Source organism: Bacillus sp. R86525, assembly GCF_042466195.1.
In the GTDB taxonomy this organism is placed as follows: domain Bacteria; phylum Bacillota; class Bacilli; order Bacillales; family Bacillaceae_G; genus Bacillus_A; species Bacillus_A nitratireducens.
This window is the reverse complement of record NZ_JAXHPX010000007.1, coordinates 1,899,274-1,922,582: the sequence shown is the minus strand read 5'-3', so window position 1 is coordinate 1,922,582 and position 23,309 is coordinate 1,899,274. Positions and strand designations below refer to the sequence as shown.

Sequence of the window (23,309 nt, the reverse complement as noted above, 5' to 3'; positions counted from 1 at the left end):
CCCTATGACATGAAGACTCTTACATTTACATCTTCATGTTGCATTTGATTTATTTCGAATTCAGGATCATTCAATCCAAAATTCTCTAATGAAAGTATTTGAATTCTATCAATAGATTCACAGATCAATTCATGGCATTCTTGTAATAGTTTTTGACCATCTGTTTGTCCAAGAGGAATGGCTCTCACACCATTTTGAATTATGCTTCCAACACTTGAATATAAGAAAACTAAGAGCGTTTCTTCTATTGTCATTTTCAATTCCGCCCCTAATATTCCGTATACGATACTCGGATGACCTTGTAATTTATTACCCATAACATCTTCTTTGTATATATTTAAATTTACAAATGAGAACAGTTCACACAATAGTTTAGAAGTACTTTTACTAATCATTCTATTTGCTCTTCTACATTCAAAAGGCAATGTTTGTGCTGTTATTAAATCATCTAAAAATGTAATTTGTTTTCCATCATTATTCTTAGTGGCTTCGTAAGTATATTTGCAAATTAAGCCGTCCGTGTGTGTTAATTGCACTTTTACATATCGATTAATCCATTTGAAAAATTCGCCTTTATTTGTAACTTGTCCCTCTTGAATAAATGTTTCTAATCCAAAAGAGTGACTAAAACTTCCTGTTGGGAAGTTCGAATCACTAATTTGGAGTAGGTTAAGTAGGTTAAATATGTTTGTGTGAAGCATGCTTGAACGGTTTGGGTAATACTCTATTTTCTTTTTGATAAGGAACACCTTCCTTTTTGAGTAAATCTTCTACTAAGTAGTCGTTCGCCAAAATCATACACCCTTCATCGAATTGTGCTGGCAAATGTCTATTTCCTAAGTTATGCGCAATAATTCCCATTTCTTTTATTGACGTTGGAGTAATTACAATTACCTCTTCTGGTAACACTTCAATATATACAATACGATGTTCATCTTCATATAAAATATCACCGTTCTTTAATGTTTCTCCATTATCTAAAGACACCCCAATTTCAAAACCAGATTCTGAATATAATTTCTGAACCCTCTTTAGTAAAAGCTCACTAGAAATCAATATTCTATCAAGATGCTTTTTTGTATTTGCAAAATCATTCATATTGCATACGTTGTTATTAATTTTTTCAATAATCATTTTATCTCCCCCGTTATATCAAAATAAAAAATATCTTTGAGCCATAGGTAATACATCTACTGCTTCACACGTAATAACTTGTCCATCAACTTTAACTTCATATGTCTGCGGATCTACTTCAATTTCTGGTGTTGCATTATTCAACTTCATATCTTGCTTAGAAATCTCTCTCGTATTTCTAACAGGTAATACAACTTTATTTAAACCTAATTTTTCTTTAATATTATTCTCATAAGCTACTTTAGATACAAATGTAATCGAACTTGACTGTACCGCTTTTCCATATGCACCAAACATCTTTTTTTCATAATATGGTTGTGGTGTGGGGATCGAAGCATTCTCGTCTCCCATTAATGCCATCACTACCATCCCGTTTTTCAAAACCATATCTGGCTTAACACCGAAAAATTGTGGATCCCATATTACAAGGTCTGCATATTTCCCAGCTTCAATAGAGCCGACATATTCTGAAATCCCATGTGTAATAGCTGGATTAATTGTATACTTAGCTATATAGCGTTGAATTCTATTATTATCGTTATATTCTTTATCTCCCTCTAAACTTCCAATCTGCTTTTTCATTTTATCGGCGGTTTGCCAATTGCGAATAATAACCTCTCCAACCCTTCCCATCGCCTGCGAGTCAGAGCTAATCATGCTGAAAACCCCTAAATCTTGCAAAATATCCTCTGCCGCAATTGTTTCTTTTCGAATCCTTGAATCCGCAAACATTACATCTTCTGGAATATTTGCTTTTAAATGATGACATACCATGAGCATATCTAAATGCTCATCCAACGTATTCACTGTATATGGCAAGGTCGGGTTCGTTGAAGAAGGTAAAATATTATTCAGTGCAGCAATCTTTATAATATCTGGTGCATGCCCACCACCAGCCCCTTCAGTGTGGTACGTATGAATAACACGATTATCAATAGCCTTTATCGTTTCTTCCACAAAACCACATTCATTTAACGTATCAGTATGAATAGCAACTTGAATATCATATTTATCAGCAATCTGTAACGAGTGATTAATTGCTGAAGAAGTCGCTCCCCAATCTTCATGAATTTTTAATCCAATAGCTCCTGCAAATATTTGTTCTTCCAGGGCAGGTAAACTTGAACTATTTCCTTTCCCTAAAAACCCAAGATTTATAGGAAAAGCTTCTGCTGCCTCTAGCATTTTTCTTAAATTCCAAGATCCAGGCGTTATTGTAGTTGCCTTAGTACCCTCTGCCGGTCCAGTTCCTCCACCAATTAAAGTTGTTATACCTGAAGCTAATGCTGTATCAATTTGTTGTGGGGATATGAAATGCACGTGTGTATCAATACCTCCAGCTGTAACGATTTTTCGCTCGCCAGAAATTACTTCCGTTGATGTTCCAATAATGATATCAATATTATCCATAACTGAAGGATTACCACTCTTACCAATTGCTGAAATCTTTCCATCTTTTATACCAATATCCGCTTTATATACTCCTGTATAATCAATAATAATTGCATTCGTAATAACAACATCCACAACACCCTGTTCCCTTGTAAGTTGCGAATTTTGTCCCATACCATCCCTAATTGATTTTCCTCCACCAAAGACAGCTTCATCACCATATACGGTGTAATTCTGATCAATATGTGCGAATAATTGTGTATCCGCTAAACGAATAGAATCCCCTGTTGTTGGACCATATAAATCAGCATATTGTTTACGTGACATCTTAAAACTCATGCTATCTCCCTCTTTTTTTGTAAGATTGAATATCGCCATCCACTTTATTTTTAAATCCATATACTTCTTGCTTCCCTGAGTATGGAACTAATTCAATCGTTTTTTCATCCCCAGGCTCGAATCTTACCGCTGTACCCGCTGGAATATTTAAATGTTGTCCAATTGCTACACTACGATTGAACTTTAACGCCTCATTCACTTCATAAAAGTGGTAATGAGATCCAATTTGAATCGGTCTATCTCCCTGATTTAACACCTTAACTTTCGTTGCTTTTTTATTTCCATTACATACTATGTCTTCTTTCGCAAGGATATATTGCCCTGGAATCATAACATTCACTTCCTTTAATGAATTGGTTGATGAATAGTTACTAATTTTGTTCCATCAGGAAAAGTTGCCTCAACCTGAATATCTGATATCATGTCTGTAATACCATCCATAACATCTTCAGCACTTAAAATATTTTTTCCAAGCTCCATTAATTCCGCTACATTTTTACCATCTCTTGCTCCTTCCAAAATTTCATACGTAATAATAGCGATACTTTCTGGATAGTTTAACTTAAGCCCCCTCTCCTTTCGTCGATAAGCTAAATCAGCCGCAACAACTACCAGCAGTTTATCAATTTCTCTTGGCGTTAATCTCATTACAATCTTCCTTTCTGAAGTATTTTAAAACTAAGAATATTCTAAAAATAAAAGATGTACTTCCAATGTCCTTTCGGTGTTTTCTCCATGTTTTTTCTGCTAATCAAATAAAAAAAGACTAGAATTTCTAGTCTTTTTTTTTATTTCCCTTCATTCTTCTCTAACACATACAAATCTTCTTCAATATTTGTTAATTTTTCAGTTACAAGTTTTCTTGCATCTCCAATCGCTTGATTGTATGCAAATGGTCCTACTAACTTTATCATTTCTTCTATTAAACGTTCTGCTTGGAAACGTCCAATTTCATCTAAATCTTCTTCAACGAAAAATTGCTGAATTTGTGCTACAAGCTCTTCTTTTTTATCATTCGGTATTTTTATGTCCATCATCATTCGTTACTCCTCTATATTTAAGATAATACTTTTCTTAACTCTACCATAGAAAAGCGATTTCCTGGACAAGTTTTTGTAACCCCTTCTAACTCCCTATGGCCGAGTATATTTCCTTTCTCTATGGCAAACTGCTTCATAAACATTTTACATAAAGAATATAATGAATTCATTTGTGCAGTAGTTGGATCATATTTATCAAAATTTCCCGTCATACATATTCCAATTGTGTCACTATTATTATCTTTCGCATGTGCTCCAATATGTAAACCTCGCCCTTCGACTACAGTTCCATCTTCTTCAATAAAATAATTGTAACCAATCCCGCTCCATCCTCTTACCTTTTGATGAAATTCGTGGGTTTTATACACATCCCATCCATCTTCTGACGTATGGTGGACAATCAGTTTATTTACTTTCTCTAAAGGAACTAATTCATCTTGAAATGTTAAATTTACACATTTAATTTCCATTTGAACTTCCTCCCCTTAAAAATCAATTATAATAATTGTTTTATCATCTGGTCTTATTCTATTTTCTCCTTCTAGCCTTTCAATGATTGCTACATACTCTTTTATGCTATTCTTTCTTATATATACCACAATTTGTTCTAACGACCACTCCGGATGGAACAATCCGTCCGAACAAATAAAGATCCCACTTACATCAGCTACATGTAATTCCCCATGTTGTAAATAAGTCATTGACTCTTTCATCCCATTTGCAACTGAGTAACCGTTTGGTACATTCGCAAGATAGCGGTTGTATTTCAACTGCTCCCGAACATCTTGAAAAGCATGTTCTTCCGGGACTGGTAATCCTTTTTTACGATCTTCTTCTCTCTTCTTTTTTGCACGTTTACTAATTCCCTTAACTGTATCTTTCGTTAATACTCTTATCGCTCCATCCTGAAGTATTGCAACGATCATACAATCACCTAATTGTGCATATTCAAGTTTCTCGCCTTCTATTTGAACTGCTGCAATACATGTACACCACAGTTGGTCTTTTTTTCTCGTATCAACCTTGTACTCTAGCATCTTGTTTTGCAATAATTCATTCGCCTTTGCAACTTCACCTTGTAAACTATTGATCTCTCGTAGCGAAGTAAAATGACTTGCAAATAAATGTGAAGCGATGTATGCTCCATTATGCCCTTCTTCATCACAAAATGGAACTAACGGTGTTGCTCCATCACATACACCATAAATCATTTTATCTTCATTACAAAAAAATGAATCCTCACACTCTTGTTTTAAAGGACTCTTCTGTTGGTACGTTGTTATCTTCATATCTGTATCCCCTCCCAATTCACTGAAGACTCAAACCATTTAGATTAATCTAATTCTCCAAAATAAACTGTTTTCCCAAAAAACTTTCAATTTCATATATAATCTTGAAATAATATGATTATTTAGTGAAGGACGGGAAAGAGATGGTCAGATTTCTTGGTGTTATTTTTGGTTCTATTATTATTGCAATTGCCTTTAATCTTTTCCTTATCCCCCATAAAATATTAAGTAGTGGAATTGGCGGAATTGCTATTATTTTAGGGATTGTAACCCCTGTAAACACAGGTATTATTAACTTTGTATTGAACTTACCTATCCTTATTTTAGGATACATAGGTCTTGGAAAAAAAGTAATTTTTAACACGGTTGTTTCTGTAATTGTATTATCTGTTGCATTATACTATGTTCCAGTAAAAGTCGTAGCAACAGATCCACTTTTATCATCTGTATTTGGCGGTGTCATCGCCGGAGCTGGTATCGGTCTTGTCTTTAACTGCCATGGTTCAACTGGTGGATTTGATATTATCGGTATGTTGTTATCTCGTAAGCGAGATATTAAACTTGGTGGATTCCTTATTGCATTAAATACTGTTGTTGTTGTCATTGCAGGATTTTTCTTCACTTGGGATGTTGCCCTTACAAGCTTACTTTCAATTTATGTAACTGGTAAAGTAATTGATGCCGTTCATACGAAACATCGTAAAGTTACACTTATGATTGTAACAAATCAAGCAGAAGAAATGAAAAAAAAGCTTCTTTCAACTGTAGTACGTGGAATTACGTTACTTGATGGTGAAGGTGCTTATTCAAACGAGAAAAAACGTGTACTTATGACAGTCGTTTCACGTGAAGAATTGGCAAGTATGAAACTAACGATTTCGGAAATTGATCCTCATGCATTCGTTAATATTACGGAGACTGTTGAAGTATTAGGATTGTTTAGAAAAGTGTAAAAAACTAGGTGGATCTCCACCTAGTTTTTATTTTCCATAAATTCAATTCGATTTCCAAACGGATCTGACACGTAAAATCTGATTATATCTGGTCGCGCATGATCATCTATTACTTCAATACCTTGCTTTAGTAACCCTTGTTTAAATTCATTAATTTTCAAAACATAAAAGGCTGGATGCGCTTTTTTAGCTGGATTAAAATTTTGCTCAACTCCGATATGAATCTCTTGATTTCCACACTTAAACCAACACCCACCACGCTTCTTTAATTCCTCTGGCTTTGGGATTTCCTCCATACCAATTTTATTACCATAAAATTCTCGTGCTTCTTCTTCACATCCTACTGGCGCCGCTACTTGTACATGATCAATTCCTTGAATATAATTTTTCATATTCCTTCCCCCTCTTCTATTCTAATGTTATAACGAAAATACATTCATGTAACTTAGAAAAAATTAATAAAGCAATATAAGATTCTCTTATTATTTATTTTATATCCCATACCAAAATCAAGAAAATAAATTTTATTCGGTAATTTCCATTTTTTATAGAAATACACATCACACCTATATTATAGTTATTAATAGATCCATCTTTTTTAGATGCCAGTTGTACGGAGGAAATATTATGAGTCGTAAAAAATATTCATCTACTCAAAAAAAGCGTCATCCAAACGTATCAGGACGCTTGCGAAACCATATACAAAATCGTTCTTTAGCAGAAATGTATGCATCTCTTTTTGAACATAATCCTGATAGTATTATTTCATTGAATTTAGAAGGAGTTATTTTACATATTAACCCCGCTGCTGAAAGAATATTAGGTTATACTTCTAGCGAATTAGAGCGAAAAATAATCACTTCTATTTTAGAAGCACATATTTCTGAGCAAGTACTACAATACATAAAAAATACTGCAGCTGACAATCAAAAAGAGTATATCGTCTCTATTTATCATAAAGACGGATATTCACTAGATGTCGTAACAAAATTAGTTCCTATTTTTGTTGAAAACCGTTTAACAGGTGTATACGCCATTATGAAACCCCTTGAAAAATCAGAAAGAATTGAGAAAGTATTACAAGAGAGTGAGAAACGATTACGCACATTAATGAATTCAATGCCTGCGTTTGTTATTTTTAAGGATCATGAAGGGCGCTGGCTTGAAGCAAATGACTATGCGCTTTCTTGTTTCAATTTCCATAACGTTCCTTATCGTGGAAAAAGAGATAATGAACTCATTCAATATAACGAAGCGTACCGCGAATCTTTTTTGCATTGTGAAGAAGTTGATGAACTAACATGGCAAAAAGGACAAATTCTTCACGGAGAGGAATTTATTATACATAGAGATGATTTCGACCTAGTTTTAAGTATTTCAAAAGTCCCGCTCTTCCACCCTGATGGCTCACGCAAAGGTCTTATAGTGATGGGAAGAGACGTTACCGAACTAAAAGAAACTGAAAAGCTATTACGAAAATCCGAAAAGCTTGCAGTAGTAGGACAACTGACAGCTGGAATTGCCCATGAAATTAGAAACCCACTCACTTCATTAAAAGGATTTTTAACATTATTACATCCAGAAATAAATGAAGAAAATAAATGGTATGTGGACGTTATGTTGAGTGAAATTTCACAAATGGAATCTATAACAAGCCAATTTATGGCGATGTCTAAACCACAAGTGTTATCTATTCATACATGCAACGTACAAGCATTAATTGAAGAAGTTGTAACTTTTATTTTACCAACAGCAATTATGCATAGCGTTCATATCATCATGGATCATTTCGATTATATTTCTGACATTCAATGTGACAGTAATCAATTAAAACAAGTTTTGATTAACATATTAAAAAATGCAATCGAGGCGATGCCCGATGGTGGTAACATATTCATTCAAACAGCTTCGTTAGAAAATGATTTTGTTTCAATACGCATTATTGATGAAGGTTGTGGGATTCCTGAAGAGCGTATGGCTCGTCTTGGCGAACCTTTTTATAGCTTGAAAGAAAAAGGAACTGGCCTTGGCTTAATGATGTGCTATAAAATCATTCAAGAGCATCACGGAAAATTATTCATTTCCAGTGAATTAAACATAGGAACAACTGTCGATATCCAATTACCGATTGCTACAGCTCAGCCTGTAACAAACTCTTAACTATGCTACATTAATATAGTAAAAGACATCTGTTATAAGTAGTCGGGTTATTGTGGAAAACATCTACACTAATACGTTAAAAAGCTCAAAGTCCCTATATGACTCTGAGCTTTATTTTTGTATACAATTTATTTTATTAAATCCACTCTTTTCCATGTTTACGAATAAACTGAATATCATTTTCATAATGTTCAAGATGCCCTTCATCTATCATCTTTTGGAAGTTCCTATCGCCTTCTAGTGCTTTTCTTTTCATGTATTTACATAATCCTTCTAATCGTAGAAGTACCATCTCCAAATAATCCTCGGCGATGCCATCACTTTTATAGGACTCAAAAAACAATTTAACTCTTTGCTTTATGCGGTCTGCATGCTGTAATGAATTATAATAAACCGCCTCACCTGTTTCCTTATAATAAACTCTACTTAATGGGACACAAGTGTAAAGAGTATAGGCTATGTCCCAAAGTCTTGGCCCAGGACCAGCAACATCAAAATCAATAATACCTACTGGTTTTTCGTTATTAAAAATAATGTTGTATATTGCAAAATCATTGTGGCATACAACCTCTATATTATTTGGCGTATTATCCATCGGTTTCCAATCATCTGATAAAGGAAAATCACTTACAGCATCATGATAAAGCCGAAGCATCTTCGCTATTTCTTTTAAAACATCATTAGACCACATATACTCTTTTAAAGGATAATTACCGGCTTTCCCTTCAATAAATGATAATATCTCTCTATCTTTATCATCAATTCCTAAAAACTTTGGTGCATAACTAAAACCTTTGTTTTCCAAATGATTTAATAGCTTATGAATTTGGGTACTGCCTTTCTTTAATTCCCGTCGAACAGTATCTTTCGAACGATATACGTTTGAAACATTCCCTCCCGTTAGCATTTCTTCATTTTCGTAGTTTGCCACCTAATAGTTTCCCCCTCATTATTAGAAAAATCCACGCTCCTGCTCATTAACAAACAGGAACCCCTTTACTTTTCTTTATATTTTAACATAGTTTTCCTATTCTCTTTTAACCCCTTAAATTACAACAAAAAACGGGTATAAAATCTTTATGATTTTATACCCGTTTTAGTCTATCATTTATGCCTGTGAAACCATTTTTTCATACCATTCCGTTGCCTTCTCTACTTCACCAATCGTTAATTGATGTCCTCTATTTTCCCAATGCATTGTTACACTAGCATTTGCATTTTCTAATAGCATCTTCAATTCCTCTGACTCCGAAGGTGAACAAATTGGATCATTTGTTCCAGCAGCAATAAACACTGCTTTCTCTACTAAATCAGGAAGTTCTATCCCTCTTCTTGGGACCATTGGATGATGAAGAATAGCACCTTTTAATGCATTTTCATAATGGAATAATAAACTCGCTGCAATATTTGCTCCATTTGAATACCCAACAGCTACGATATTATCTCTATCAAATTCATATGTTTTTGCTGCTTCATTTAAAAATTCATTTAATTCCTTCGTACGGAAAACAAGATCCTCTTCATCAAAAATACCTTCTGCTAATCGGCGGAAGAAACGAGGCATCCCATTTTCTAATACATTTCCACGAACACTTAATACAGAAGCTTTTGGATCAATTCTTTCTGCAAGCGGTAATAAATCTAATTCATTTCCTCCTGTACCATGAAGCAATAACAATACTGGTTTTGATGTATCTTTTCCTTTTTGAAAAACATGTTTCATCATATTCCTTTTCCCCTTTCAATCACTTTAATCTAGATTTCTCACTTCAAATGGTAAGAGTGTCTGTTCAATTTGTTTTCTATGTTGTTCATATCGGTCCGGTAATTTTAACTCCTCACCCATCGTCTCTAAAGATTCGTCATGGGCAAAACCAGGAGGGTCTGTTGCAATTTCAAATAAGATTTCGCCGTGTTCTCTAAAGTAAATCGCGTTAAAATAATTTCGATCTTGTACAGGCGTTACACCATATCCAAAACGAGACACATGCTCTTTCCAGTCTAGTTGATCAGCATCGTCACTCGCTCTCCAAGCAATATGATGGACTGTACCAACACCCATCTGACCACGCCCGATTGTTGATGACCTCAAGTCGATAATATTTCCAATATCAGCAGAAGAACGGAATCGAATAAATTCACCTTCTTCTCCAATTTTCTCAAGACCCATAACATGCTCTAACAATTCAGCAGTTTTTTGAGGTTGTGCCGATAAAAGAACAGCACCGCCAAATCCTTTAATTGCTACTTCTGGCGTAACTTCCCCAAAAGTCCAATTATTTAATTCGCCCTCTTCTCTTTCAACTAATTCTATATGCAAACCATGTGGATCATCAAATTCTATATACTTTTCTCCAAACCGAGTCATTTTTGTATACGGTACGTCGAATTTTTCTAATCTATTTTCCCAAAACTCCATTGCACCTTTTGGTACGACATAAGACGTAATGCCTACTTGACCGTCCCCAATGATACCTTGACGAGCACCTGCCCATGGGAAAAACGTAATAATTGTTCCAGGCTTTCCTCCTGCATTACCAAAATAAAGATGATACGTACCTGGATCATCAAAATTCACTGTTTGTTTCACTAAACGCAATCCCAATACACCTGCATAAAAATCTACATTTTCTTGTGGATGACCTACGATTGCTGTAATGTGATGAATTCCCATCGTTTTCTTTTCCATTTTCTCCACCTCTTTTTTTATTTCATTACAAAAAACATTTATTCGCTAAAATTCATTATTCATTTTGTCCATACTGCAAAGTAAAATCCATCGTTATAATTTTATCTCGAATTCGAGATAATTTCCAAAAAAATATTTACTACATCTGAAATCTTTATTCGGAACACAAATTATCTTGAACTCAATATTTATTATAAGTTACTTACTTTTAGTTGTCAACAAGTTCCTTATTTTCATTTTAAATCAAAAGAGAGTAAATGCTAGTTATCATTTACTCTCTTCGCTAATTATTTCGTTTCCTCTTCCAGCACTGCTTCCATCTCATTAAATTCACGATGAATTGCTTTAACTGGTTCTTTCGTTAATAAACTCACCACAATAACAGCTAATAAGCTACAGAAGAATCCAGGTACCATTTCATACATAGTCGCTTTTAAACTTGGAATTTGTACCCAAGTAATAACAACTACCGCACCTACAATCATCCCTGCAAGAACGCCCCATTTGTTCGTTCTCTTCCAATGTAAGCTTAATAAAATGGCGGGTCCGAATGCTGAACCAAATCCTGCCCAAGCATATCCAACAAGTGTTAAAATTGTATCACTTGGATGATACGCTAAAACAACTGCAATCATAGCTACTATTAATACTGACAAGCGACCAATAAATACAAGTTCTCTGTCACTTGCGTTACGACGGAAGAATGTTTTATAGAAATCTTCCGTTACTGCACTTGAAATAACAAGTAATTGCGAGGAAATACTACTCATAATCGAAGCCAAAATAGCTGATAATAAAAATCCAGTAATGTACGGATGGAATAAAATATTTGAGAATGTTACAAAGACCATTTCTGGGTCTTGTAATGTCGTATTATTTTTAGCGTAATAAGCAATACCAACTAGACCAGTAAGCATTGCACCTATAATTGAAATCGTCATCCAACCGATACCGATTCTACGAGAAGTTTTTAAATCTTTAATAGAGGTAATTGCCATAAAGCGGACAATAATATGCGGTTGACCAAAATACCCGAGACCCCATGCTAAAAATGAAATAATCCCAAGAATTGTAGTCCCTTTAAACATATCTAAATGCGATGCATCAACTTGCTTAATTGTATTGAATGTTTCTGTTACACCGCCCACATCTGTAAAAGCTACAATTGGAACTAATACAAGAGCAATAAACATAATACAGCCTTGCACAAAGTCGGTCCAACTTACTGCTAAAAAGCCACCGAATAGTGTATAAGCAACAACGACACCCACAGTTACAAATAAACCAATTTTATAATCCAGGTTGAAAGCATTTTCAAACAAACGTCCACCTGAAACTAAACCAGCCGACGCATAAAATGTGAAAAATACTAAAATGACGATAGCGGAGACAAAACGAAGTACTTTCGTACGATCTTTAAACCGATTTTCTAAAAAATCCGGAATCGTAATTGAATCATTTGCCACTTCTGTATACGTTCGCAAACGTGGGGCAAGAATTAAATAGTTTGCATAAGCACCTATTAATAAACCTATCGCAATCCATACACTTGATAATCCTGTTGCATACATCGCACCAGGTAATCCCATTAGCATCCAACCACTCATATCAGAAGCACCAGCTGATAAAGCTGTAACTGCTGGACCGAGTCCCCTTCCGCCTAACATATAATCTGATAAATCGGATGTCTTCTTATAAGACCAATAACCGATATACAACATACCTGCCATATAAATAGCAAGCGAAACCATAATCTCAATCTTCACCAAATCTCTCCCTTAGTTACATAAGCCATTCAAAATTTCGAAAAATGACTTTTTCTATTTTCTTGTTTTCGCTTATGGTTCCCTACCTTAACAAACATTTTTTGTTCTTTCAAGTGAACAAGCCCTTTTCACTATATGTAAAAACCTTTATAAACGCCTTTATCCCAGTGGATTACCTGGTTTTCCAAATAAATTAAAATAAAAATATTCAGAAAATAAAATACCGTTTTTTTACACCTTATTTCCATTCATTTATCCGACAAATTTTAAAAGAAAAAAGCCATACAAATGTATGACTTTTTCATCTATTAAACATAGCTTATCTTCTATTTACTATAGGAAACAATTCCGAAAGAGGTACTACTCTCCCCACCTCATCTTTAAATACAATATGCTCCCTCGTTAAGTGGCGTGGGCTCTTTACCCCTGCTGCTGCCGCTAATGAAAACAAACTATATCTCATACTAATAACATAGTTCATTACTCGCCATTTTTTCTCATACGGGTCTAATGCTTTTTGGTAGTGTGGATTCGTAGTTGCAACCCCCGATGGGCATTGTCCTGAATTACATTGAAGCGCCATAATACAACCGCTTGCCATCATAAATCCGCGTGCTGAATTTACGGCATCCGCACCGATAGCTAAAGCAATCGCCACTTTATCTGGTGTGACTAATTTCCCAGAGGCAAACACCTTTAATTTATCCCGGACACCAAAATGATTTGCTGTATCAATAAATGTAAGTAATGCCGGTAGAAGCGGAAGCCCCATACTATCTGCCATCGATTTATACGTAGCACCCGATCCACCTTCTGAACCATCAATTGTAATAAAATCTGGATAAATATTTAATTCACTCATTGTTTTTAATAAATCTTCCAGAGGCTTCTGCTGTCCAATTACGATTTTCATCCCGACTGGCTTACCACCGTTTTCTTGCAACTTTTGAATAAAGTAAAGTGTATCCGCTGCATTTTTTAAAAATGAAAATCGATTCGGTGAATTAATTGTCTCCCCTTCTCGTACGTTCCGAACAGAAGCAATTTTCTCATTTACTTTTTGTCCCTCTAGATGGCCACCACGTATTTTAGCACCTTGCCCAAATTTTAACTCGAACGCCTTAATATTACTTTCTTTCGCTTTATCCATAAATTTCTCCATTGAAAAATTCCCGTCTTCATCACGGTATCCGAATAACCCTGGACCAATTTGTGCAACGATATTCGCACCTGTATGTAAATGTTCTGGAATTACACCCCCTTCTCCAGTATTAATCCACGATCCACCTGCCATTTTCGCACCAAAACCGCTCGCTAAAATATAATTCTCTCCAATCGCACCGTAAGATGTCGCTGATGCTCCAAACATTCCATGTAGCTTCCATGGGTATTTACGATTTTCACCAACTATAATTGCATCGTCATCTTCATATAACCAAAGATTTGTTGTATCCGCTGTCAATTTCTCTCTTCTTGAAAATAATCCTTCTTTATGAATTACATACTTTTTCCCCTCACTTTCTTTCGTGAGATTTACACTTAATTCATCTGTTAAAATCGGAAACAATGTATTAGCAATATAATAGCCAGATGCATCAAAATCTCGTTTCGATCCAAAACCAAGTATTTCAGAACGATATTTCGCTAAGAACATAACACTTTGAAAATCGTAACGTGAAAAAGGTTTTCCATCCGTGTCATGATCAAACCAGTATTGCCGGAATTCCGGTCCTATCTTTTCAAGTAAATAGCGCATTCTTCCTAAGTATGGATGCAGTTTTAATATAGAATGGTGCGTCCGTTTTTTTATAAAAAATGTAATAATAAAAAAAACAATTAAAAGTAACATCAAAAAGAGCAATATACTAATAATAACGAGTAGAGTTTCACTCATCCCGCTTCCCCCTATGAAATTCCATAATAAAAGGAGAACACTTCATGTGTTCTCCTTTTATCCTTATTCAGATTAACGTAGCAAGATGCTCTTTCGCATCATATTCAACTAAACTTTCAGCATTTTTAATTCGATGAACAAAATCCGGATTAGCGATTAATGGTCTTCCGAATGCCGCTACATCAATTGTTCCTTCTTGCAGTGCTTCCTCTGCCTCTTTCGGATTCAAATTACCTACTCCTACGATAGTACTATCCCAATACTTTCTTACTAATTGATGAAAATTCTTGCCGTCAGCAATAACTTGCGTATAATTCATCGTTGAAGGGTGAATCATCGTTAATCCAACTTCTTTAAACATATTTACAAACGTTTCAATTGCAAGTTCAGGATGTTCCCACATATAAGTAGGATTATCGCCTTTAAAGGCAGAGAAGCGAAGAAGCGTTTTATCAGCTCCAACTGCTTCAATTACAGCCTGAACAACTTCTTTCATAAACGTTAACCTTTGTTTTAAGTCACCGCCGTATTTATCAGTACGCTTATTCGCAAATTCATAAGTAAATTGATCTATTAAATAGCCGTGTGCACCATGAATTTCTACTCCATCAAACCCAGCTTCGATTGCGTTTTTTGCAGCTTGTGCATATTGACCGACAACTTCATTTATTTCTTCTATTGTCATTGCTTCTGGTGTATCAAATGGTTTACGAAAACGCGGAACATTCCCCTCCGCAGCAATAGCAGAAGGTGCTTGCGGCATTTGACCACCAATTATTTCGTGATGACTCATACGTCCAACATGCCATATTTGAGCAATAATCGTTCCGCCTTCTTTATGTACTGCCTCTGTAACAGGTTTCCAAGAATCGACTTGCGCTTGTGTATAAATACCTGGTACTCCTGGATTCCCTTTTGCTCTCTGACTAATGACAATTCCTTCTGTAATAATTAGTCCAATCCCATCAGCAGCACGTTTTCGGTAATATTCGACTACGTCAGCACCAACGACTCCAGTCTCATTATTTGCAAAACATCTCGTCATCGGTGCCATCGCTATGCGATTACGAAGAGACCAAGATCCAATTTGAATCGGATGAAATAACTTCGTTTCTTCAATATTTTCAAAAGACCCCCAAGCGTTTATATTTGTTCCTTCATAAATACTTGCCGCTTTATTATTTGAACTTGTCATTTTTCTTCCCCCTAAAAAATCTAACTATAATCGCATCATACTTACTTTTAGATAGTAACGTCAATTTATACGTCTTTACCATTTAACATTCGAATATTAAATAAATAGAATGGTAAAAACAAAAATTAAAAAGGTTTCCTAAGTAGGAAACCTTTTTTAGTTGACCATATAAGGCTAACAATTCGTTTATCTCTTTTACATAAAGAAAATAAACAATTATTATCTCCCCACATATGGAAAATTTCTTAACAATAGAAATGAAAGTGGCTCAGTATTCTTCTAAAAATAATAACTTATATATACCTAAAACAATGAAAGCCCTACCTCTCTTTCATCCTTACGGCTCCTCGTCCGTGCCAGTGTGAATCAGGATTGCAAAAATCAAGTAACTATTTTATCGAAGTATTTAATTAAACTTCGAACATTCGTAAAAGAAATTAAAAAATAAAAATGGATTTGATTGTAGTAATAACAAAAGAGGTTAATGCTCTAAAAGTGGTTTGAAAGAGTTGAATGTCTTTGAAATGATTGATTCTCTATAATTATGCTCCCAAAAAATTCAAGTTCTTTTTTGGGATGTAATACATTATTTGTAATGAATCTTAACAAAAGCTTTTTATTTGATTTTCTGTGATACCTTCAATTAATCCCAGTTCACTAATCAAAAACTCATGTGCGTTATCTAACATTTTCTTTTCGCTTGCATTAAGTGCTTTTTCTTTCTGCATACGTAATAAATCACGTACAACTTCAGCACCTTCTTGTATTTTACCCGTTTTTATTTTATCAGTGTTCAATTTATACCTTTGTTTCCACGTAAGTAATCTATCTGATTCTCCATGTTGAAAAACATCTATTATGTGTGTTAATGCCTTTAGAGTTGTAACTGGTCGTATATTTGAATTCAATATTTTCCCCATAGGAATCATTACTTCCATATTACTAGCCGACATTTTTATAACATAATACTGTTGTTTTTCTCCTGAAATTTCCTTCTCTTCTATGGCTTTAATTATACCTGCTCCGTGCATTGGATAAACAATGTTATCGCCAATTTGAAACAAATAATCCACCTCCATATATGGTAACCTTCTCAAGCATAACACACATTTATTTTTTTAGCAAAATTTTTATAATATCATAAAATTATTTTCCATGTCAATTTATTTACACATAAAAATTCAATCTGTACAAAAACACTAAAAAACCCGCATTTTTGTTACCTTTTCACGCCCATTTCCTCCAATTTTATATACCTTGTAAAACAAAAAATACATCACTACATATAAGTAGCGATGTATTTTTATATAATGTGCAACACGAAAGACAAAAACAGTTACTTCAAAACTTCACACACACGATTAATAGCTTATATACTAACCTGTTTACTAATCGTTTCTCGCGCTAACAGAAAACTCATAATCACTTGCGCAGCTATTCTACTCGTCATATCCCTAAAATCAAGAGTTGGATCAATTTCTACTATATCCATCCCTTGAACGAGTGGCTCTTTACCAAGGAATTCAATTGCATCAAGTAAAGTTGTACTATCCATTCCACCAGGGCCAATTGCTGGACAGCCTGGCGCAAACGCTTGGTCTAATACGTCCATATCAAGAGAAATATAAATAGAAGCCACACCTTGTTTTCTTAATACTTCAATACTTTCTGAAATAAGATCTTTTATTTCTCGCTCTCTTACATCTTTCATTGTATACACTGTCACGCCATGTTCTTTTGCATACTCATGGTACGTACGTGCATTTGAAAAATTACGAATTCCGATTTGAACGAGTTGTTTTCCTGTAATCACATCATTTTCTAGTAAACTACGGAACGGTGTACCATTTGATGGACCACCATCATCTAAATTGCGTAAATCATGATGGGCATCAAATTGAATAATACCGACCTTTCCTTTACTATTTGCAAAACCAGTGATACTCGGAAAACTAATCGAGTGGTCACCACCAAGAACGATTGGAATCATTTTCGGGTTTACTTTCGTCAAATGACCAACTGTTTTCGCAATCCGGTTATGACTTTCTTTTATATCTGTCACATGCATCGTAATATCACCGCAATCATGAAGAACACTTTCTTTCATATCGTGTTCTTCTGTAATTGCGTACGTGCTATATGCATCTAACATCGTACGAATAGTTTTCGGTGCAAAACTTGCTCCTGAATGACTAATAGATGGTTTAGAAAGGGGTGCACCAATTAAGGCTGCACCGAATATCTCTACGCCTTCCTCCCAATCTTTAATCATCTCACTCCATTTCGTTACTTCACGATCAATAAATTTTGCATTTTTCTTTAAATAGTGGCCGTGCTCCACGATTGTTCACCTCTTGTATATGCGATATTACCGTTCTTCCACACTGTATTTACATGACTTACGCCGTAATGGTACGGTACGTAAGCATAATTGTAAGCATCCCATAAAACTAAATCTGCCTTACGACCAACTCTAATCTTCCCAGCTACATCGCCTCGATTAATAGCATAAGATGAGTTAACCGTTACGGCATTCCAAACTTCTTCTGGTGTCATCTTCAGTTTTAGCATCGCAATGCTCATAATAAGCTGAATGTTTTCAGTTGGACAGCTACCTGGATTAAAGTCTGTAGCTAACGCAACTGCAACACCTTCATCAATCATTTTACGACCACGAGCGAAGCTTTCTTTATTTAAATAGAAAGTTGTTCCTGGTAATAACGTTGCTACTGTATTAGAGTTTGCAAGCATTTCAATTCCTTTATCAGAAGCGCCAACTAAATGGTCCGCCGATGCTGCACCAATTTCAGCCGCTGCTTCCGCACCACCAAGAGGATCAATTTCATCTGCGTGGATTTTCACGTCAAAGCCAAGCTCTTTCGCTTTTAATAAAAATTCTTTTGATTCTTCTACAGAGAACACACCTGTTTCGCAGAAAATATCGACGAATTCAGCTAATTGCTTCTCTTTCATTTCTGGCAGTAGGTCTAACATCCATTGTAAAAATTCTTTTGATCTACCTTTATACTCTTTCGGAACTGCATGAGCACCTAAAAATGTGGAAACTAAATCGATTGGATGCTCTTTTTGTAATTGCGCCGTTGCCTCTAATTGTTTCCATTCTGTCTCATCATCTAATCCGTAACCACTCTTAGCTTCTACAGTTGTCACACCGAAAGATAGCATACGGTCTAAATGAAATTTTGCTTTTTGAACAAGTTCTTCTTTCGTCGCCTGCTTCGTTGCATTTACAGTTGAAAGAATACCTCCGCCTTGTTCTAAAATTTCTAGGTACGGAACTCCTTGTAATTTCAGCGCGATCTCATTTTCACGAGATCCACCAAATACAAGATGAGTATGCGGATCAACAAGACCAGGAGAAACCATTTTCCCACCGCAATCAATAACTTCTTTCGCCTGAAGCCCTTTTGCTTCTTCCGCTGTTCCAACGAAAGTAATTACGCCGTTTTCAATTCCAACCACACCGTTTTCAATAACAGGAAGCGTGTTCATCGCTTCCCGTCTTAACAAGCCATCTTCTTGATCCATTGTTAGTAATTGACCGATATTTATTAGTAAAGTGTCCAGCATGTTTTCTCCTCCTTATTTCATCATCGGAATGTTAACGCCTTTTTCTTTCGCAGTTTCCACAGCTAAGTCATATCCTGCATCAACGTGACGAACAACACCCATACCAGGGTCAGACGTTAATACGCGCTCAATACGTTTTGCTGCTGCTTCTGTTCCATCTGCAACAATAACCATTCCAGCGTGAAGTGAATAACCCATACCAACGCCACCACCGTGGTGAACAGATACCCAGCTCGCACCGTTTACACTGTTAATTAATGCATTTAAAATTGGCCAGTCTGCTACTGCATCACTGCCGTCTTTCATCGATTCTGTCTCACGGTTTGGAGATGCTACTGATCCGCAATCTAAATGGTCACGACCGATAACGATTGGTGCTGATAATTCACCATTCGCCACCATTTCATTAATGATGCGACCAAACTTCGCGCGCTCACCGTAACCAAGCCAACAAATACGTGATGGAAGACCTTGGAACTCAACTTGCTGACGAGCCATACGAATCCAGTTACATAAATGCTCATTATCAGCAAACTCACGTAAAATTACTTCATCAGTTTTATAAATATCTTCTGGATCACCAGAAAGCGCTACCCAGCGGAACGGTCCTTTTCCTTCACAGAATAACGGACGGATAAATGCTGGAACGAATCCTGGGAAATCGAATGCATTTTTCAAACCTTCATCAAAAGCAACTTGGCGAATGTTATTTCCGTAATCAAATGTAATCGCGCCTTTTTCTTGCATAGCAAGCATTGCTTCCACATGTTTTTTCATACTTTCTTTTGATAATTGTACGTAACGTTCTGGATCTTCTTCACGAAGTTTCGCTGCTTCTTCTAACGTGTAACCTACTGGAATATAACCGTTTAATGGATCATGAGCAGATGTTTGATCCGTAACTAAGTCTGGCGTGATATTACGCTTCACTAGTTCTGGTAAAATCTCCGCTGCATTTCCTAACAATCCGATTGAAATCGGTTCTTTCTTCTCTTTATACTCGTTCGCAATAGTTAATGCTTCTTCTAAAGACTCTGTATACAGATCACAATATCTCTTTTCAATACGACGATCGATGCTGCGCTTATCAACATCAATAGCAATTACAACACCGCCGTTCATCGTTACAGCAAGAGGCTGTGCACCGCCCATACCACCTAAACCAGCAGTAAGTGTTACTGTACCTTTTAATGATCCATCGAAATGTTGACGTGCCGCTTCACCAAATGTTTCATATGTTCCTTGTAAAATCCCTTGTGTTCCAATGTAAATCCAGCTACCAGCTGTCATTTGGCCGTACATCATAAGACCTTTTTTCTCTAGTTCACGGAAGTGATCCCAGTTCGCCCACTTTGGTACTAAGTTTGAGTTCGCTAACAGAACGCGAGGTGCATCTTCATGTGATTTGAAAATTGCAACTGGTTTTCCTGATTGAACAAGTAACGTTTCATCGCTCTCTAACGTTTTTAATGAATCAACAATTGCATTGTAGCTTTCCCAGTTACGAGCTGCACGGCCAATTCCACCATATACAACTAATTCTTCTGGTTTTTCAGCAACTTCAGGATCTAAATTGTTCATTAACATACGAAGTGCAGCTTCTTGAACCCATCCTTTCGTTTGTAACTCAGTGCCTCTTGGCGCGCGAATTGTTTGTTGTACTTTTTCCATTTCAATCTCTCCCTTTTCTCGTTTTATAGTGCTGCGTTTACATCTAATCTTTCTTTTATCGAATAATTCGTTTTTAACCAATGTGTAATATTTTCAATATCCGTTGAGAATATGCGGTCATTTGTAATAGAAGGTACTTGTTGACGACCTTGATGGTAGAAGCTCTTCGTCACTGTACTCATATTTTCGATTCCTCGATACTCCGCTGCTTGCATCGCACAAATCATCTCGATCGCAAGAACGCGTCTTGCATTTTGAATAATTTGATGTGCGTGACGTGAAGCGATTGTCCCCATACTCACGTGATCTTCTTGGTTAGCTGACGACGGAATTGAATCTACACTCGCCGGATGTGCTAACGTTTTATTTTCTGAAACGAGTGAAGCCGCTGCATATTGCATAATCATTGCACCAGACTGAAGTCCTGGCTCTGGACTTAAAAATGGTGGTAGGTCATTTAATTGCGGATTTACTAAGCGTTCAATACGGCGCTCTGAAATATTTGCAAGTTCTGCCATTCCAACTTTCAAGAAGTCCATCGCAAATGCAATCGGTTGTCCGTGGAAGTTACCACCTGAAATTACTTTTTCCCCGCCATCAAAAATAAGTGGGTTATCTGTCGCTGCATTCATTTCAATTTCTAATTTTTCTTTCACGTAATTTAAAACTTGCCAAGAAGCACCGTGTACTTGTGGGATACAACGAAGTGAATATGCATCCTGTACACGAAGTTCTCCTTGTTTTGTCACTAACTTACTATCTTGAAGGATGTCACGAATTCTGCTCGCTACTTCCACTTGCTCTTTATAACCGCGTGCTTTATGCACATTTTCATCAAATGCATCAATAATGCCTTGTAATCCCTCAATTGTCATAGAGGCAATTAATTCAGCTTGATAAGCCGTTGCTTCTGCTTCTATATAAGATAGTACTCCTTGCGCTGTCATCGCCTGCGTGCCATTAATTAATGCAAGACCTTCTTTTGCTTCAAGTTCAATCGGCTCAAGGCCCTCTTCTGTAAGAGCAACCATCGCATGAACTCTTTTCCCTTTATAGAACACTTCACCTTCACCTAATAAAACAAGAGCAAGATGAGATAGAGGTGCTAAATCGCCACTCGCACCAAGTGAACCTTGTTGCGGAACGACTGGGTGAATTTTACGATTTACAAACTCAAGAAGCATATTTACAACAAGCGGTCTAACACCAGATACTCCTTTAAGCATCGTGTTCGCTCGTAAAATTAACATACCGCGTGATACTTCTTCAGGGAATGGATCACCTATACCGCATGCATGTGATTGAATTAAGTTGTGCTGAAGTGCCTTTACATCATCTTTTTGAATAAGCACATCACTAAACTTTCCAAAACCAGTTGTAATACCGTAAACGACTTTTCCGTCCTCTACAATTTTCTCGACAACTTCGCGGCATTCTGCCACCTTTTGCATACTAGTTGGGCAAGCTGTTACACCTTCACCTTCAAGTAACAACCTCTTCATTTCTTCAACTGTCAATGTGTGTCCTGTTAGCGTAATCATTCTTTTTCCTCCTTATAAAGGCAAAAGGGGACCTTATCTTTTTAAGACAGACTTCTGTCCTAAAAAAGTAAGGCCCCTTCTAACTAATAGACTATGGGCAAATCATATGTGATTAATTCCTAAACCAATCGCCTCATGCTCAGATCCTTTTACAGGTGCACCAATCGTTCCATATAATGCAACAGCAACCCATTCGCCTTCTTTCTTTCCGTCGTATGGTGTACCGCGCACAATCGCAAAGCGAAGTCCTACTGTACGAAGAACGTCTGCTAACTGAATTTGTCCTCTCGTCACTCCGTACAAAGCTTCCATAATTGCATGATAAAGTGCATGTGTTTCTCTGTAAACGTCTGTTTCAATAACTCGGTTGCTCTTAGCCGCTGTTTCCATTGCTGCTACAACTTTTTGCGAATTCATCGAACCAACTTTCCCCGTACAATATTTCCAACCTTTTGGAATAGATAATACAGGGCTTTCATTCTCATCCGCAAGTGCCAACAACATGGCCATACGACCAATTCGATGTGTTCCTTGAAGAAGCATGTGACTCTCTCATTTCTTTTGAATTATTTGAATATTACTTAATTTAAGAATATATGAAAACGTTTAAATCGTCAATAGTTTAAAATAGTATTCAAGTAATTTTTTTATCCCT

23 protein-coding genes are annotated in these 23,309 nt (G+C 36.1%); 2 read left to right on the top strand and 21 right to left on the bottom strand.

The window, feature by feature from the left end:
- Positions 1 to 2 precede the first annotated feature (2 nt).
- From SJY24_RS12515 to SJY24_RS12480, 8 genes are all read right to left on the bottom strand, one after another.
- A complete protein-coding gene (locus SJY24_RS12515) occupies positions 3 to 701 on the bottom strand; it encodes an urease accessory protein UreF (protein WP_377867244.1) in 699 nt (232 codons plus the stop codon).
- Positions 679 to 1,134 carry an urease accessory protein UreE gene (locus tag SJY24_RS12510; protein ID WP_000582803.1) on the bottom strand — a complete coding sequence of 152 codons (456 nt, stop codon included), beginning with the start codon at positions 1,132 to 1,134 and terminating at the stop codon, positions 679 to 681. The genes SJY24_RS12515 and SJY24_RS12510 overlap by 23 nt, the downstream gene beginning before the upstream one ends.
- An 18-nt stretch (positions 1,135 to 1,152) precedes the next feature.
- Entirely contained in the window at positions 1,153 to 2,865 is a 1,713-nt protein-coding gene (ureC, locus tag SJY24_RS12505; RefSeq protein WP_377864833.1) for an urease subunit alpha, read from the bottom strand.
- A gap of 1 nt (position 2,866) precedes the next feature.
- Positions 2,867 to 3,196, bottom strand: coding sequence for an urease subunit beta (locus SJY24_RS12500; RefSeq protein WP_000612162.1), 330 nt, complete (start codon positions 3,194 to 3,196; stop codon positions 2,867 to 2,869).
- Positions 3,197 to 3,210: 14 nt separating this feature from the next.
- The gene (locus SJY24_RS12495; protein ID WP_377864832.1) at positions 3,211 to 3,513 is read right to left on the bottom strand and encodes an urease subunit gamma; all 303 of its coding nucleotides are present in this window, start codon (positions 3,511 to 3,513) and stop codon (positions 3,211 to 3,213) included.
- A gap of 140 nt (positions 3,514 to 3,653) precedes the next feature.
- Complete coding sequence (locus tag SJY24_RS12490; RefSeq protein WP_377864831.1) at positions 3,654 to 3,905, bottom strand: DUF2164 domain-containing protein; 252 nt, start codon at positions 3,903 to 3,905, stop codon at positions 3,654 to 3,656.
- Positions 3,906 to 3,922: 17 nt separating this feature from the next.
- Positions 3,923 to 4,375 (bottom strand): peptidoglycan recognition protein family protein, encoded by a 453-nt coding sequence (locus tag SJY24_RS12485; protein WP_002014256.1) that lies wholly within the window; start codon positions 4,373 to 4,375, stop codon positions 3,923 to 3,925.
- A 15-nt stretch (positions 4,376 to 4,390) separates the two neighbouring features.
- Positions 4,391 to 5,194: a protein phosphatase 2C domain-containing protein gene (locus SJY24_RS12480; RefSeq protein WP_377864830.1), complete on the bottom strand. Its 804-nt coding sequence runs from the start codon at positions 5,192 to 5,194 to the stop codon at positions 4,391 to 4,393.
- Positions 5,195 to 5,337: 143 nt separating this feature from the next.
- Here SJY24_RS12480 and SJY24_RS12475 point away from each other — a divergent pair, with 143 nt between their 5' ends.
- Positions 5,338 to 6,147 (top strand): YitT family protein, encoded by an 810-nt coding sequence (locus tag SJY24_RS12475; protein WP_000251329.1) that lies wholly within the window; start codon positions 5,338 to 5,340, stop codon positions 6,145 to 6,147.
- A gap of 20 nt (positions 6,148 to 6,167) precedes the next feature.
- Here SJY24_RS12475 and SJY24_RS12470 read toward each other — a convergent pair whose 3' ends face one another.
- On the bottom strand, positions 6,168 to 6,539 hold the full coding sequence (locus SJY24_RS12470) for a VOC family protein (protein WP_377864829.1): 372 nt from the start codon (positions 6,537 to 6,539) through the stop codon (positions 6,168 to 6,170).
- Positions 6,540 to 6,774: 235 nt separating this feature from the next.
- On the opposite strand from SJY24_RS12470, the gene SJY24_RS12465 reads away from it, so the two are divergent.
- On the top strand, positions 6,775 to 8,307 hold the full coding sequence (locus tag SJY24_RS12465) for a BA3702 family sensor histidine kinase (RefSeq protein ID WP_377864828.1): 1,533 nt from the start codon (positions 6,775 to 6,777) through the stop codon (positions 8,305 to 8,307).
- Positions 8,308 to 8,443: 136 nt separating this feature from the next.
- On the opposite strand, the gene SJY24_RS12460 is transcribed toward SJY24_RS12465, so the two are convergent.
- From SJY24_RS12460 to hutP, 12 genes are all read right to left on the bottom strand, one after another.
- Positions 8,444 to 9,238 (bottom strand): phosphotransferase, encoded by a 795-nt coding sequence (locus SJY24_RS12460; RefSeq protein ID WP_377864827.1) that lies wholly within the window; start codon positions 9,236 to 9,238, stop codon positions 8,444 to 8,446.
- 177 nt (positions 9,239 to 9,415) lie between these two features.
- On the bottom strand, positions 9,416 to 10,030 hold the full coding sequence (locus SJY24_RS12455; protein ID WP_377867243.1) for an alpha/beta hydrolase: 615 nt from the start codon (positions 10,028 to 10,030) through the stop codon (positions 9,416 to 9,418).
- Between the two features lie 27 nt (positions 10,031 to 10,057).
- Positions 10,058 to 10,996 carry a ring-cleaving dioxygenase gene (locus SJY24_RS12450; protein WP_377864826.1) on the bottom strand — a complete coding sequence of 313 codons (939 nt, stop codon included), beginning with the start codon at positions 10,994 to 10,996 and terminating at the stop codon, positions 10,058 to 10,060.
- A gap of 287 nt (positions 10,997 to 11,283) precedes the next feature.
- Positions 11,284 to 12,762, bottom strand: coding sequence for a sodium/proline symporter PutP (gene putP, locus SJY24_RS12445; protein ID WP_212087683.1), 1,479 nt, complete (start codon positions 12,760 to 12,762; stop codon positions 11,284 to 11,286).
- 319 nt (positions 12,763 to 13,081) lie between these two features.
- On the bottom strand, positions 13,082 to 14,656 hold the full coding sequence (locus SJY24_RS12440; protein WP_212087691.1) for an FMN-binding glutamate synthase family protein: 1,575 nt from the start codon (positions 14,654 to 14,656) through the stop codon (positions 13,082 to 13,084).
- A gap of 67 nt (positions 14,657 to 14,723) precedes the next feature.
- The gene (locus SJY24_RS12435; protein WP_098883629.1) at positions 14,724 to 15,851 is read right to left on the bottom strand and encodes an alkene reductase; all 1,128 of its coding nucleotides are present in this window, start codon (positions 15,849 to 15,851) and stop codon (positions 14,724 to 14,726) included.
- Between the two features lie 602 nt (positions 15,852 to 16,453).
- Complete coding sequence (locus SJY24_RS12430) at positions 16,454 to 16,915, bottom strand: CarD family transcriptional regulator (protein WP_000486322.1); 462 nt, start codon at positions 16,913 to 16,915, stop codon at positions 16,454 to 16,456.
- A gap of 305 nt (positions 16,916 to 17,220) precedes the next feature.
- Entirely contained in the window at positions 17,221 to 18,192 is a 972-nt protein-coding gene (gene hutG / locus SJY24_RS12425; protein WP_377864825.1) for a formimidoylglutamase, read from the bottom strand.
- On the bottom strand, positions 18,171 to 19,442 hold the full coding sequence (gene hutI / locus SJY24_RS12420) for an imidazolonepropionase (protein WP_000887559.1): 1,272 nt from the start codon (positions 19,440 to 19,442) through the stop codon (positions 18,171 to 18,173). The genes hutG and hutI overlap by 22 nt, the downstream gene beginning before the upstream one ends.
- 12 nt (positions 19,443 to 19,454) lie before the next feature.
- Positions 19,455 to 21,113 (bottom strand): urocanate hydratase, encoded by a 1,659-nt coding sequence (gene hutU / locus SJY24_RS12415; RefSeq protein ID WP_000416940.1) that lies wholly within the window; start codon positions 21,111 to 21,113, stop codon positions 19,455 to 19,457.
- Between the two features lie 23 nt (positions 21,114 to 21,136).
- Entirely contained in the window at positions 21,137 to 22,654 is a 1,518-nt protein-coding gene (hutH, locus tag SJY24_RS12410; protein WP_016130081.1) for a histidine ammonia-lyase, read from the bottom strand.
- Between the two features lie 102 nt (positions 22,655 to 22,756).
- A complete protein-coding gene (hutP, locus tag SJY24_RS12405) occupies positions 22,757 to 23,197 on the bottom strand; it encodes a histidine utilization transcription antiterminator HutP (RefSeq protein WP_000926519.1) in 441 nt (146 codons plus the stop codon).
- Between the last annotated feature and the right edge of the window lie 112 nt (positions 23,198 to 23,309).

Bases quoted from the DNA above. Each gene is read 5' to 3' on its own strand.
- SJY24_RS12440 (WP_212087691.1), bottom strand. From the start codon at position 14,656: ATGAGTGAAACTCTACTCGTTATTATTAGTATATTGCTCTTTTTGATG.
- SJY24_RS12480 (WP_377864830.1), bottom strand. From the start codon at position 5,194: ATGAAGATAACAACGTACCAACAGAAGAGTCCTTTAAAACAAGAGTGT.
- SJY24_RS12450 (WP_377864826.1), bottom strand. From the start codon at position 10,996: ATGGAAAAGAAAACGATGGGAATTCATCACATTACAGCAATCGTAGGT.
- SJY24_RS12515 (WP_377867244.1), bottom strand. From the start codon at position 701: ATGCTTCACACAAACATATTTAACCTACTTAACCTACTCCAAATTAGT.
- SJY24_RS12485 (WP_002014256.1), bottom strand. From the start codon at position 4,375: ATGGAAATTAAATGTGTAAATTTAACATTTCAAGATGAATTAGTTCCT.
- hutP (WP_000926519.1), bottom strand. From the start codon at position 23,197: ATGCTTCTTCAAGGAACACATCGAATTGGTCGTATGGCCATGTTGTTG.
- SJY24_RS12490 (WP_377864831.1), bottom strand. From the start codon at position 3,905: ATGATGATGGACATAAAAATACCGAATGATAAAAAAGAAGAGCTTGTA.
- hutH (WP_016130081.1), bottom strand. From the start codon at position 22,654: ATGATTACGCTAACAGGACACACATTGACAGTTGAAGAAATGAAGAGG.
- SJY24_RS12475 (WP_000251329.1), top strand. From the start codon at position 5,338: ATGGTCAGATTTCTTGGTGTTATTTTTGGTTCTATTATTATTGCAATT.
- hutI (WP_000887559.1), bottom strand. From the start codon at position 19,442: ATGCTGGACACTTTACTAATAAATATCGGTCAATTACTAACAATGGAT.
- hutU (WP_000416940.1), bottom strand. From the start codon at position 21,113: ATGGAAAAAGTACAACAAACAATTCGCGCGCCAAGAGGCACTGAGTTA.
- SJY24_RS12510 (WP_000582803.1), bottom strand. From the start codon at position 1,134: ATGATTATTGAAAAAATTAATAACAACGTATGCAATATGAATGATTTT.
- SJY24_RS12455 (WP_377867243.1), bottom strand. From the start codon at position 10,030: ATGAAACATGTTTTTCAAAAAGGAAAAGATACATCAAAACCAGTATTG.
- SJY24_RS12495 (WP_377864832.1), bottom strand. From the start codon at position 3,513: ATGAGATTAACGCCAAGAGAAATTGATAAACTGCTGGTAGTTGTTGCG.
- SJY24_RS12470 (WP_377864829.1), bottom strand. From the start codon at position 6,539: ATGAAAAATTATATTCAAGGAATTGATCATGTACAAGTAGCGGCGCCA.
- SJY24_RS12465 (WP_377864828.1), top strand. From the start codon at position 6,775: ATGAGTCGTAAAAAATATTCATCTACTCAAAAAAAGCGTCATCCAAAC.
- ureC (WP_377864833.1), bottom strand. From the start codon at position 2,865: ATGAGTTTTAAGATGTCACGTAAACAATATGCTGATTTATATGGTCCA.
- SJY24_RS12500 (WP_000612162.1), bottom strand. From the start codon at position 3,196: ATGATTCCAGGGCAATATATCCTTGCGAAAGAAGACATAGTATGTAAT.
- SJY24_RS12435 (WP_098883629.1), bottom strand. From the start codon at position 15,851: ATGACAAGTTCAAATAATAAAGCGGCAAGTATTTATGAAGGAACAAAT.